This window comes from Kitasatospora sp. Xyl93 (genome assembly GCF_055383135.1).
The window spans coordinates 7,442,070-7,454,380 of the sequence record NZ_AP029185.1; the positions used below are offsets into that span (position 1 = coordinate 7,442,070).

At 74.7% G+C, this 12,311-nt stretch carries 11 protein-coding genes; 4 read left to right on the plus strand and 7 right to left on the minus strand.

Annotated elements, in window-relative coordinates:
* Window positions 1-439: 439 nt before the first annotated feature.
* The 3 genes from ACZ5GH_RS32350 to ACZ5GH_RS32360 are packed head-to-tail and all read left to right on the plus strand — an operon-like array spanning window position 440 to window position 2,618.
* Window positions 440-1,525, plus strand: coding sequence for an S-(hydroxymethyl)mycothiol dehydrogenase (locus ACZ5GH_RS32350; protein WP_387753823.1), 1,086 nt, complete (start codon window positions 440-442; stop codon window positions 1,523-1,525).
* The gene (locus tag ACZ5GH_RS32355; protein ID WP_387753821.1) at window positions 1,522-2,157 is read left to right on the plus strand and encodes an MBL fold metallo-hydrolase; all 636 of its coding nucleotides are present in this window, start codon (window positions 1,522-1,524) and stop codon (window positions 2,155-2,157) included. Before ACZ5GH_RS32350 ends, ACZ5GH_RS32355 begins: the two co-directional genes overlap by 4 nt.
* Before the next feature lie 59 nt (window positions 2,158-2,216).
* On the plus strand, window positions 2,217-2,618 hold the full coding sequence (locus ACZ5GH_RS32360; RefSeq protein ID WP_387753819.1) for a pyridoxamine 5'-phosphate oxidase family protein: 402 nt from the start codon (window positions 2,217-2,219) through the stop codon (window positions 2,616-2,618).
* 43 nt (window positions 2,619-2,661) lie between these two features.
* On the opposite strand, the gene ACZ5GH_RS32365 is transcribed toward ACZ5GH_RS32360, so the two are convergent.
* The 5 genes from ACZ5GH_RS32365 to ACZ5GH_RS32385 all read right to left on the minus strand — a co-directional run bounded on the left by ACZ5GH_RS32365 (window position 2,662) and on the right by ACZ5GH_RS32385 (window position 8,421).
* Entirely contained in the window at window positions 2,662-3,414 is a 753-nt protein-coding gene (locus ACZ5GH_RS32365) for an SDR family oxidoreductase (RefSeq protein WP_464336052.1), read from the minus strand.
* Between the two features lie 125 nt (window positions 3,415-3,539).
* A complete protein-coding gene (locus tag ACZ5GH_RS32370; RefSeq protein ID WP_464336053.1) occupies window positions 3,540-4,865 on the minus strand; it encodes an MFS transporter in 1,326 nt (441 codons plus the stop codon).
* A 3-nt stretch (window positions 4,866-4,868) separates the two neighbouring features.
* Window positions 4,869-5,504 carry a DUF5825 family protein gene (locus ACZ5GH_RS32375; RefSeq protein WP_387753812.1) on the minus strand — a complete coding sequence of 212 codons (636 nt, stop codon included), beginning with the start codon at window positions 5,502-5,504 and terminating at the stop codon, window positions 4,869-4,871.
* Window positions 5,504-7,411, minus strand: a complete 1,908-nt coding sequence (locus ACZ5GH_RS32380; RefSeq protein ID WP_464336054.1) for a RiPP maturation radical SAM C-methyltransferase — start codon at window positions 7,409-7,411, stop codon at window positions 5,504-5,506. The genes ACZ5GH_RS32375 and ACZ5GH_RS32380 overlap by 1 nt, the downstream gene beginning before the upstream one ends.
* Before the next feature lie 164 nt (window positions 7,412-7,575).
* A complete protein-coding gene (locus ACZ5GH_RS32385; protein ID WP_387753808.1) occupies window positions 7,576-8,421 on the minus strand; it encodes a ferritin-like domain-containing protein in 846 nt (281 codons plus the stop codon).
* Window positions 8,422-8,806: 385 nt separating this feature from the next.
* Here ACZ5GH_RS32385 and ACZ5GH_RS32390 point away from each other — a divergent pair, with 385 nt between their 5' ends.
* Window positions 8,807-10,201: an FAD-binding oxidoreductase gene (locus tag ACZ5GH_RS32390; RefSeq protein WP_464336055.1), complete on the plus strand. Its 1,395-nt coding sequence runs from the start codon at window positions 8,807-8,809 to the stop codon at window positions 10,199-10,201.
* A gap of 15 nt (window positions 10,202-10,216) precedes the next feature.
* Here the strand turns inward: ACZ5GH_RS32390 and ACZ5GH_RS32395 are convergent, their stop codons facing one another.
* On the minus strand, window positions 10,217-10,954 hold the full coding sequence (locus tag ACZ5GH_RS32395; RefSeq protein WP_387753804.1) for a methyltransferase domain-containing protein: 738 nt from the start codon (window positions 10,952-10,954) through the stop codon (window positions 10,217-10,219).
* A gap of 140 nt (window positions 10,955-11,094) precedes the next feature.
* Window positions 11,095-12,297, minus strand: a complete 1,203-nt coding sequence (locus ACZ5GH_RS32400) for an MFS transporter (RefSeq protein WP_464336056.1) — start codon at window positions 12,295-12,297, stop codon at window positions 11,095-11,097.
* Between the last annotated feature and the right edge of the window lie 14 nt (window positions 12,298-12,311).

Here is a 12,311-nt window from a genome sequence, read left to right on the forward strand (position 1 = left end):
GGTGGTGCGGCCGGCTGGCGGCTCGACACGGGCCGGGTGCGGTCGGGCTCCTACGGGGGGTGGCGCGAAATGTGCGGGGGCGTACGGTCGGAACGCCCGCGGCGCGGTCGGCGCGCGGTCGCGCGCCGACGGGTGGGGCGGGTGTGCTGAGCGTGGTCGCGTGGACCGTCTCAGCTACGACCGTACGTGGGCGGCGGGTCGCCCGTCTGCGGCACTTCCAGCCAACGCCGGTGCTTTCCGGGCACTTCGAGGCGCACTGACAGGCGCTCATCGCCACCCGCGCGCCCCCACTCGTACGGCCGCGCCGGACCTTCGGCGGGTACGCCCCGCCGGAGCCCGGCCCGGGCGGGCGATACGCTTCGTGGGCAGTAGGTCTCGCAGTCTTTTGTCGCAGGTCACGCCGGTGCAGAGCCGCACCGGCCGACGGAGGTGGAATCGGATGCCCCAGCAGGTCAAGGCAGTCATCGCGCGCGCCAAGGGCGCGCCCGTGGAGGTGACCACGATCGTGGTGCCGGACCCTGGCCCGGGCGAGGCGGTGGTCCGGATCCAGGCGTGCGGCGTCTGCCACACCGACCTCCACTACCGGGAGGGCGGCATCAACGACGAGTTCCCGTTCCTGCTCGGCCACGAGGCCGCGGGCATCGTGGAGTCGGTCGGCGAGGGCGTCACCGAGGTCGAGCCCGGCGACTTCGTGGTCCTCAACTGGCGCGCGGTGTGCGGCCAGTGCCGCGCGTGCGAGCGGGGCCGCCCGCAGTACTGCTTCAACACCCACAACGCCGAGCAGCGGATGACGCTGCTGGACGGCACCGAGCTGTCCCCGGCGCTGGGCATCGGCGCGTTCGCCGAGAAGACCCTGGTCGCGGCCGGCCAGTGCACCAAGGTGGACCCGGCCGCCGAGCCGGCCGTCGCCGGCCTGCTGGGCTGCGGCGTGATGGCGGGCCTCGGCGCGGCGATCAACACCGGCAACGTCGGCCGGGGCGACTCGGTCGCGGTGATCGGCTGCGGCGGCGTCGGCGGCGCGGCCGTGATGGGCTCCCGGCTGGCGGGCGCCGCGAAGATCATCGCGGTGGACATCGACGACCGCAAGCTGGAGACCGCCCGCCGGCTGGGCGCCACCCACACCGTCAACTCCCGCACCACCGACCCGGTCGAGGCGATCCGCGAGCTGACCGGCGGCCACGGCGCGGACGTCGTGGTCGAGGCGGTCGGCCGGCCGGAGACCTACAAGCAGGCCTTCTACGCCCGCGACCTGGCCGGCACCGTCGTCCTGGTCGGCGTGCCGACCCCGGAGATGACGCTGGAGCTGCCGCTGCTCGACGTCTTCGGGCGCGGCGGTGCGCTGAAGTCCTCCTGGTACGGCGACTGCCTGCCCTCGCGGGACTTCCCGATGCTGATCGACCTCCACCTCCAGGGCCGCCTGGACCTCGGCGCCTTCGTCACCGAGACCATCGAGCTCGACCAGGTGGAGCAGGCCTTCGAGCGGATGCACCAGGGCGACGTCCTGCGTTCGGTGGTGGTCCTGTGAGCGAGGGGACGCGCATCGACCGGCTGGTGACGGCCGGCACCTTCGAACTCGACGGCGGCAGCTGGGAGGTGGAGAACAACGTCTGGATCGTCGGCAACGACGAGGAGGCGGTGGTGATCGACGCCGCGCACGACGCCGAGGCCATCGAGGCCGCGCTCGGCGGGCGCCGGCTGCTGGCGATCGTCTCCACCCACGCGCACAACGACCACATCGACGCGGCCCCGGCGCTCGCCGCCCGCACCGGTGCGCCGATCCTGCTGCACCCGGACGACCTGCCGCTGTGGAAGCTCACCCACCCCGAGCGGCTGCCGGACGGCGAACTGGCCGACGGCCAGCGGATCGAGGTGGCCGGCACCGAGCTGACGGTGCTGCACACCCCGGGCCACGCGCCGGGCGCGGTCTGCCTGTACGCGCCCGCGCTGGGCACCGTCTTCACCGGCGACACCCTGTTCCAGGGCGGCCCGGGCGCCACCGGCCGGTCGTTCTCGCACTTCCCGACGATCGTCGACTCGATCCGCGGGCGGCTGCTGACGCTCCCGGCCGAGACCGTGGTGCGCACCGGCCACGGCGACCCGACGACCATCGGCGCCGAGGCCCCGGCCCTGCCGGAGTGGATCGCCCGCGGGCACTGACGCTCCACCGGTACGGCCCCCGGGGAACGACCGTTCCCCGGGGGCCGTACCATCCGATCATGGCCCATGACCCGCGCGACCTCGACGAACCGTTCCTCGCCTTCTGGCGGGAGCGGCACATCTCCACGCTGACCACCACCCGCCCGGACGGCACGCCGCACGTGGTGCCGGTCGGGGTGACGTACCAGCCGGAGACGGGGACCGCCCGGGTGATCACCAGCCGCACCAGCCGCAAGGCCCGCAACGTGGCGGAGGCCGGGCCCGAGGGCCTGCGGGTCGCGGTCTGCCAGGTGGACCGGGCCCGCTGGTCGACCCTGGAGGGCGTGGCCGTCGTCCGCGACGAGCCCGAGCAGGTCGCCGAGGCGGAGCGCCGCTACGCCGAGCGCTACCGCGAGCCGCGGGTCAACCCCGACCGGGTGGTCATCGAGATCACCGTCGACCGCGTCCTCGGCCGGGCCTGAGAGCGCCCGGGCGGGACGGGATCGCCCGCGGCCGCCGGGCCGCTCAGTACCGGGCGTCGGTGGGGTCGATGGTGAGCTCGGTGACCCGGGCGTGTCCGGGCCGGCTCATCGCCCACTCGACGGCGGCCGCCACGTCCTCGGCGAGCAGCGGGTGGTACGGCCAGTCGGTGACGTCGTGGACGCGCGGGGCCGCGGCCCCGGAGAGCACCGAGGCGAACTCGGTGTTGGTGGCGCCGGGGGAGACCAGGCAGATCCGGCAGCCGCCGGCCGGCCGTTCCTCCTCGGCGAGCGAGCGGACGAAGCCGGCCAGGCCGTGCTTGGTCGCGGCGTAGGCCGCGTAGCCGGGCGAGGGCCGGGTGCCGAACAGGGAGCCGATCAGGACCAGGTCCCCGCCGGTGGCGTCCAGTTCGGGCAGCAGCCGGCGCGTGACGACCATCGGGGCCAGCAGGTTGACGCGCAGCTGGGACTCCCAGGGCGCGCAGTCGGCCTCCCGTACCGGGCCGTAGCCGCGGCCGTGCCCGGCCGCCAGCACCGCGCCGGCCAGCGGACTCGGCAGGGCCGCGAGGACGTTTGTCAGCGCGTCGGACAGCTCGTCGGTGCGCTCCAGGTCGAGGGGCACCGCCACGGCGGCGGTGCCGTGCCCGGCGGACAGCTCCGTGGCCAGCGCCTTCAGGCGGTCCTCGCGCCGGGCGATCAGCACCAGGTCGTGTCCGCGGGCGGCGAGCCGGCGCGCGGTGGCCGCTCCGATGCCGCTGCTCGCTCCGGTGACGAGCACGGTTCCCGTTGTGCCGGGCATGCGTCCTCCTGCTTCTTCGGTGACGGACTCGGGGGGCTTCGGCGCAGGCCCCGGGACTCGGGCCCGGGGCCTCGCACCTCAGGACTCGCGTCAGGCCTCACGCCTCACGCCTCAGGCCTCAGGACTCAGGACTTCTTCGCCTCGGCCGCCCGCTCGATCCCGGCGAGCATGTCGCGCGGGAACCAGAGGCTGCTCGCGCCCGCCAGGGCGACGGCCGCGGCGCCGACCAGCACCGGCACGATGCCGACCCGGGAGGCGAGCCACCCGCCGACGAAGGCGCCGACCGGCAGGGTGGCGGTCAGCACGGCCCCCAGGAAGGCGTTGACCCGGCCCAACAGGTGCGCGGGGGTGACGAGTTGGCGTCCGGTGGTCATGGCGATCGACCAGACGGTGGCCAGCAGCCCGAACAGCAACTGGTACAGGACCAGCACCGGGAACGGCAGCCCGAGGGAGGCCGCCGGGATGAGGAAGAGGGCCGCCCCGGCGCCGACGGCGCACAGCCGGATGGCCCGGGCCATGCCCAGCGCCCGGGTGACGGAGGTCGCGGCCAGCACCCCGGTGCCCATGCCGACGGCGTACGCGGCGTAGACCGTGCCGAGCTGCCACGGGGGCAGCTGCAGCTCCCGGTCGGCGTACAGGATGAACAGCCCGCCGCCGGCCCCGCCGCCGAGGTTGAGCCCGGCCGCGGCCAGCGCCTGGCGGCGCAGCAGGGTCTCGCGCCGGATGACCGCGAAGCCCTCCTTCAGCGCCTCGACGCGGGAGCGCGCACCGCTGCCCGCCTCCTGCGCGGACCGGTTCAGCGAGGCGGGCAGCGCGAGGAACAGGGCCCCGCCGACGAGGTAGGCGGCGCACTCCACCAGCAGCGCCGGGGCCGGGTCGATCACGCCGATCAGGATGCCGCCGAGCGCCGGCCCGCCGATCAGGCCGATGGTCCGGGCCCCGGTGAGCGAGGAGTTGGCCGGCAGCAGGCGTTCCGTGGGCACCACGCGGGGCAGACAGGACTGCAGCGCGACGCTCTGGGCGGAGCTCAGCGCCCCGGAGGCGGCGGCCGCGGCGAACAGGTGCGGCCAGGTCAGGCCGTCCAGCGCGGCCGCGAGCGGCACGCTGCCGATGGCGGGGACCTGCAGCCAGGAGACCGCGACCAGCATCCGCCGCAGCCGGGCCCGGTCGACGGCGACGCCGATCAGCGGGCTGAGCAGGACACCGGGCAGGTAGGTCATCGCCATCAGCGCCGAGGAGCCCAGCGGGCCGGCGTGCAGGTGGGCGATGGCCAGCAGCGGCAGCGCCAGCGCGGTGACCTGCCGCCCCACCGAGCTGGTCATCTGCTCGGTGACCAGCAGCAGCAGCGGCCGGTGCCGGCGCAGCGGTACGGATTCCGGGGCCGGGGGCGGCGTCGCGGGCGGGCCGGACTCCGCGGGTACGGACGACTCCTCGGCCGTGGAAGATCCCATGTATCAGACTCCTGTGTCGGGCACGGTCCAGTGGCGGATGCGCGGAGGCAGTGTCACCGCCCAGCCCCGGGTGACGAGCACCAGGCCCTCGGACGCCAGTACGGACACCGCCTCACGGCCCGTACCGCTGAGGTCGTCCAGGGCGGTGGGGGTCAGGCAGGTCCGGAAGGTGGCCACCAGGTCGGGGTGGTCCAGGGCGAAGCGGGCCGAGGCGTCCGGGTCCCGGCGGTCCCTGACCTGGAGGAAGCCCGGGCCCTGCCGGTAGTAGAACCGCCCGTACCCGTACGTGGCGCGCCAGTCGGCCAGCGCCCGTCCGGCCGCCGGGCCCGCCGGGGCCGCGTCCCCGGTACCCCCGGACGCGTCGGCGGGCGGCGGCAGGTGGTGCAGGTGGTGGAGGGCGAAGTCGGCGGCCGCCGGCTCGCGCAGCACCGGGTCCCCCGGCGCCAGGGACCAGTGCACCGGGAGGACGTGGCTCTGGCACTCGCGCAGCAGCCGGACGGCCTCGGCGGCGGGCCGCCCGCCCGCGCCGAGCGGGACCGGCTCGGTGAGGACGACCAGCCGGCCGTCCATCCGGTACGGCAGCGCGTCCGGCAGCTCCGGCCGGTCGGGCGCGGCCAGGGAGGGCTTGGCGATCGGCATCACGCCACCTCCTCGGGGGTCGGTACGGCGGCGAGGAGCGGGGCGTCCTGGCCGAGGGCGCGGACCGGAACCGCCCGGGTGGGCAGCGCGAGCAGGGTGTCGCCGTCCTTGAACACCAGTCCGTGCGCGAGGAGTTCACGACCCCAGGAGGTGAGCTCGGCCAGTGGGACGTGGTGCCCGGCCTCGGCCAGGCGGCGGTGCAGGGCGGGGATCGTCCGGCCGTGGTCCAGTTCGCGGAACGCGGCGGCCCGCCAGTGGGTCAGCCGGTGGGTGCGCCGCGGCCAGCCCTCGCGTTCGTCGTGGACGAGCAGGTCGCCGTCCTCGCCGCCGTCGCCGTCCGCGGCCGGTTCGAGCAGGAGCCGGGAGGACGGGTAGGCCTCCGTCCAGCGGTCGATCTCCTCCACCAGCCGTCGTTCCAGCTCGCCCTGGATGCCGGTGGCCGGGGCGTCGAACAGGTAGACCAGTTCCTCCAGTTCCTCCCGCGGCAGCTGGTAGACGTGCTGGTAGATGTCGGCCGGGCGGCGCTCGGTGAAGCCCAGCGCGGGGTTGGTGAAGTGCGGGCTGAACCGCTCCAGGGCGATGCGGGTGGCACCGCCCGGCGGCTGGAGGTGACGCAGCGCCGGCATCTGGTCGATGATCTCCGTGTAGTCCTCGTCGCGCTCGCCCGGGAACCCGTAGAGGTAGTTCCAGACGCAGGTGAGCGCGTGGTTCTCGCACTCCCGCATGGTACGGACGTTGCGGGCGCCGGTGACCCCCTTGTCCATCAGGCCGAGCACCCGGCTGTTCAGGCTCTCGATGCCGGGCTGGACGTGGGTGACCCGGGCGCGGCCCAGCAGGGCGATCTGCTCCTGGCTGAGGTTCGACTTCACCTCGTAGTGGATGCGCAGGTCCCACTCGCTCTCGGCGGCCCGTGGCAGGAAGTCACGGAAGTAGTCCATGCTGATGATGTTGTCGACCGTGATGACGTCGAGCAACTTGTGCCGGTGGACGAGCCGTTCGATCTCGGACCAGAGCTGCTCGCCGCTCTTGGAGCGGAACTCCATCAGGCTGCCGTTGAGCCCGCAGAAGGTGCAGTGGTGCTTCTCGCCCCACCAGCAGCCCCGGGCGCCCTCCACCACGAGCTTGGGTTCGACGAACTCGGCCACCGGGGAGGCGTCGAAGGACTCCTGCCAGGCGTCGAAGTCGGGGCTGGGCAGCAGCCCGACGGGCACGGTGCCCTTGGCCTCCCGGTTGGCGCGCGAGGTGTCGCCGTCCCACCAGCAGACCCCGGGGACGTCCGCGGGGGCGGTGCCGCGCTCCAGGTGGGCGAGCAGCGCCGGGAACGCCCTCTCGGCCTCGCCGCGCACGACGTGGTCCAGGAAGCGGTGGTTGCGGTGCAGGGCGTGGCCCATGACGCTGTCGCAGTTGCTGCCGCCCAGCACGGTGACGACCTCGGGCCGCAGCCGCTTGATCTCCCGGGCGAGGGCCAGCGAGGGCACGTTCTGCAGGAAGGTGGTGGTCATGCCGACCACGTCGGGGTCGCCGGCGAGCACCTCACGGGCGGCCTCCGCGATGAACCGGGCGGCGTGCGGCCGCATCCGCAGCAGGCTGTCGATCGACGACCCGGTGCGCTCCGCGTAGGCGGTCAGCTGCTCGGTGCCCCAGTGCTCGTCGTCGTACAGGCAGCCCGAGAAGACCCAGTCGCCGAAGCCGTCGAACACCTGGTCGTCGGCGACGGTCATGTACTCCATCGGGGTCAGTTCGCCGTCGCTGTGCTCCAGCAGGAACTCGGCCCAGCGCAGCCACCCGTGGTACTCGGTGACCTCGTCCGCCGGCCGTTCCCGGGTGACGAGCGCGTGCAGGAGACCGACCTGGAGCGACGGCATCTCCAGGGCCTGCCACGGCATGGAGACGAGCGCGATACGCATTCCCTGGCCTTTCGGACTCGCGGAACAGTGGAGAGGCGGCCGTACCACCGGGGGTACGGCCGCCTCGGTACAGATGCGCGCTTACTTGGCGGCGCGGCGTGTGCTCACGCTGTACTTGTTGGCCGCCTTGGTCTCAGCGCGGACGGCAACCTTCTTGATCTCCATCACACCTCCATGTGTTCTCGCGGGGATTTGCGGCGCCGGGACAGTTCTTGCCGGTCGTCCCGGACGTTCAGGAGCACCCGCATGCGGGTGGCGTGCCGCGCCCGGAGCCAGGCGGCGACACGGGGTGCCGGCGTACCGGGCAGCAGCCGGTGCACCAGCTCGGACAGCTTGTCCACGTCGTTGTGCCTCAGCACCACCTGTTCGGCGGCGAGCAGCAACTCGGCGGGCAGGCGGCGCAGTCGGTCCGCACCGGGTCCGTGGGTGAGGTAGGCCATGCCGAGCGCGACGTGGCGGGACTCGTCCCGGCGCACCAGCCGGTACACCTCGCCCAGGCCGTCCCCGCGCAGGCCCTCGTCGAACCAGCGGAACTCGTCGGCGGCGAAGCCCTCGGCCAGGGTGTGGGCCAGGAAGCGGGCGGTGTAGTCGTCCAGCGACCACAGGTCGTGCGACAGCTCCTCGACGGCGTCCCCCGGGTCCTTGACCGACCCGGCGACGGCGTGCGCGTAGCGGTGGAAGACGGCCGAGTGCTTGGCCTCGTCGGCGACCGCGGTGGCGAGCACCAGCTTCATGTCGCCCTCCGGGCAGGCGTGCAGCAGACCGGCCGCCACGTCCATGCCGACCTGCTCGGCGTAGGTGCTGCCGCTGGCGATCAGCCAGGAGAGCTCGGAGGGCGGGGCCGGGTCGGTGCGGTCCCGCAGGGCCCGGTGGACCACCTCGGCCGGCTCCCAGTCGTGCGAGCGGGCGTCACGGATGAAGCGGTGGTGCAGGTCGGGGACGCCGCGGGTGCGGTAACGGGCCACGCCCGACGGACGCGGCCCGCCCGGAGCACCTTCGGTCCCTGCCATCCCTCACCCCGTCGCCGCCGCGCCGACCGATGTCATGTCCGGGGAAGCAAAACACGGCGACCCCGATTGTTCGAACGCTTTCGTCGCTCCGTCCCCGCAAACGCGCCAAGATCCAGCGGGCGGACGCTCCTTGCGCGGCGCGCCGGGAGATCCACGGATGACCAGCGGAGATCACCGGCGGGCGGACCGACGGAACGGTCGGTCCCGGCGGGTTCAGGTCGGCCCGGAGGATGGCCGAAACCCGACCTGTGGCCAGGAATTCACCCCCCTGCGGCCGGTGGTCCACCTATCGTGTGTGCGCCATGCATCGGTCACGGGGGGCGGCGCACCGGCTGACGGAGCCCCTCGCCCGGCCGTGACGCCGTGAGGGAGAGGGGCCGCCACCATGCCGCAGGACACTCCGGAGGACGTCGCGCCGCAGGCGGCACCGCCCGGGCACTGGCTGAGCCCCGGCGACGCCGGGTACGACGAGGCCCGCGCCGTGTGGAACGGCATGCACGACCGCCGCCCCGCCCACATCGCCCGCTGCCGCAGCGCGGCGGACGTCGGCGAGGCGCTGCGCTTCGCGGCGGCCCACGGCCTCGACGTCACCGTCCGCGGCGGCGGCCACAACGTCGGCGGCAGCGCCGTCGCCGACGGCGCCCTGATGATCGACCTGTCGCCGATGCGCGCCGTCACCGTCGACCCGCGGGCCCGCACCGCCGAGGCCCAGGGCGGCTGCCTGCTGCGCGACCTCGACCAGGCCACGGCGCCGTACGGACTGGCCTGCCCCGCGGGCGTGATCTCCCACACCGGTCTGGGCGGGCTCGCCCTCGGCGGCGGGTACGGCTGGCTCGCCCGGCGCTGGGGCCTGACCTGTGACCACATCCTCGCCGCCGAGGTCGTCCTCGCCGACGGCTCGGTCGTCGAGGCCACCGAGGAGAGCCACCCCGAACTGCTGTGGGCGCTGCGCGGCGGAGGCGGGAACTTCGGCGTGGTCACCCGCTTCACCCTGCGGCTGCGCCCGGTCGGGCCGGCCCTGTTCAGCATGGGCGTCTACGCCCTGGACGACGTCCCGGACGCCCTGGCCGCCTACCGCGAGTACACCGGGCGGCAGCCCGTGGGCCTGCACACCGTCGGCGGGCTGAAGCGCGCGGGCGAGCAGGAGTGGATACCGGAGCACCTGCGCGGGCGGCCCGCGCTGCTGCTCCTGGCGGTGTGGACCGGGGACGAGGAGGAGGGCCGGGCGCGGACCGAGGAGCTCTACCGGGAGGTCGCGCCCGCGGCCCGGATCAGCATCCCGATGTCGTACCCGCAGCTGCAGGCGCTCGGCGACAGCAGCGAGCCCAGGGGCGACCGCTACTTCGTCAAGTCCTGCTACGTCGAGGACCTCTCGCCCGAGGCCGTCTCCCGGCTCGTCGAGGCGACCAGGGCCAACCCGTCCGCGCTCTGCTCGATCGACTTCGAGTTCCTGCGCGGGGCCATCGCCGACGTCCCCGAGGAGGACTCCGCATTCCCCGGCCGCGCCGCGCCCTTCCAGGTGACGGCGGAGGCGCACTGGACCGACCCGGAGCAGGACCCGGAGCACATCGCCTGGTCGCGCGCGACGGTGGAGGCCCTGCGGCCCTTCGGCACCGGCGGGGCGTACGCCAACTACGTGCAGGGCGAGGGCGACCGCAGGGCGCGGGAGATCTACGGCCCGGAGCGCTACGCCCGGCTCGCGGCCGTGAAGAAGGCGTACGACCCGGCGAACGTCCTGCGCGGCAACCTGAACATCCGCCCCGAGGGTGCGGCGGAGTAGCCGGCGGCCCCTCGCTCAGCGCGGCGCGCAGCCGCCCGGCCCGGCGACCAGCCAGTGCGCGGGCAGCTCGATCCGGGCGCCGTCGGGCGTGGACTCGGTGGTGGCCAGCGGCAGTTCGCCGGTGGCCAGGACGTCGAGGCCGGCCGCGCGGAACAGCTCGGGGAACACCGAGTCGGCGACCTCGGCGGGGGTGAGCCCGTGGGCGAACACGGGGCGCAGCTTCGGGGGCGGGCCGGCCGGGCCGCGGGCGAGCTCGCCCAGCACGCCCTTGGCCGCCTCGGCGAGCTCGAACACGAAGGCCCGGCCGCGTGCCCCGAGCAGGACGCCGATGGCCTCGACCACCCGTGGGCGGTCGGCCGGCTCGCTCTGGTGGATCACCCCGCGCACGTACACGTTGGCGTCGCCGAGGCGGCGGTGGAGCGCCCGGACGGCCTCGGCGTCGGTGGCGTCCAGCCGGGTGAACTCGGCCCGCCCGGCCGGGTCCCCGCGTCGGGCGCGGTCCAGCGCCGCCCCGGACAGGTCGACGCCGAGGGCGAGCGGGAAGCGTTCGGCGAGGAAGCGGGTCTGGGTGCCGTTGCCGCAGCCCAGGTCGACGACGGGCAGCGCCGGGTCCGCCAGGTGGGGGCGGAACAGCGTGAGGTGGCGTTCGGCGCTGAGGGCCGGGTCGGCGTCCCAGATCACCGAGCCGGGTTCCTCGGGCGCGTCGCGCCAGAAGCCCTCCCAGGCGTCCAGGTACCGACTCGTCACGCTCATGGCGGAGACCTCCGGGTTTCACTCAGGGTGTCTGGCTCGTGTCTATCGGTACCCGGCCGGGGCGGCAAGCGCGGCCGGGCGGCCGGTGGTCGGCGCGCGCGGGGCGGCGCGCGGCGGGCGCGCACGGCGGCGCGCGGGGGTCAGGCCTCCGGGCGCGGCAGGCGCAGCAGGTAGAGGCCGGAGGCGGCGGCGAGCGCGGCCATGCAGGCGGCGAAGACCAGGCCCGCGTGCGCCAGGCCGAGCGGCCCGGTGAGCAGGCCCACCCCGATGACCGGGATCGAGATGCCGAAGTAGGCGACCACGAACAGGGCCGAGAGCGCGCCGCCGCGGTGCGCGGCGGGAGCGGCGGCGGCCACCTCGCCGACCGCCCCGCGCAGGCCCATGCCCTGCCCGGCGCCGCCCACCAGGGCGCTGAGCACCAGCGGCGGCAGGCTCTTCCAGGCGAGCGAGGCGGCCAGCAGGGCCATTCCGGCGATCAGCACCAGGCAGCCCAGCGGGATCGCCCGGGCGGTGCCGAGCCGGGGCACCAGGAGCTGGCCGACGGTGGAGGCGAGGAAGGCCGTGAAGACCACCAGGCCGACCAGCGCGCGGTTGTGGACGCCCAGGCCGGAGCCGAGGAAGGCGGGGCTGACCGAGGTGAACAGGCCCAGCAGGGAGAAGCCGGCGAAGGCGGCGACCCCGGCCGGCACGAACACCCGGCGGACCTCCGGCGGCAGGGTCGGCCGGGCGGCCCGGGCGGTGCGCAGCGGGCGGGCCCCGGAGACCGTCTCCGGCAGCAGCAGGGTGAGCGCGAACGAGACGGCGAGCAGCCCCAGGTGCACGGCGAACGGCAGCACCAGCGGGTGCGGCGCGTACTGCGAGAGCAGGCCCGACAGCAGCGGTCCGCAGCCGAGCCCGCCCATGTTGGCGGCGGTCGCGACGAAGCTCGCGCGGGCCCGGTGCCCGGGCGGGGCGAGCTCCAGCACGTACGCCGTCCCGGTGCCGGTGAACAGGCCCGCCGAGAAGCCGGACAGCAGCCGGCCCAGGCAGAGCAGGGCGACGCTGTCCGCGGCCAGGAAGACCACCGCGCTGGCGGCCGAGCAGGCCAGCCCGCAGAGCAGCACGGGCCGGCGCCCGACGGTGTCCGAGACGTTGCCGACCAGCAGCAGGACGCCGATGACGCCGACGGCGTACACGGCGAACACGACCGTCACCGTCAGCTCGGAGAAGCCGAGCTCCTCCTGGTACAGCCCGTAGAGCGGGGTGGGCAGCGTGGTGCCCGCCATGCAGACGGCGAAAGCGGCGGCGGCGACGAGGTGGCCCACCCGGGCGACACCAGGCCGGGCAGTCCGACGATCGGTCATTCGCCCACCATAGG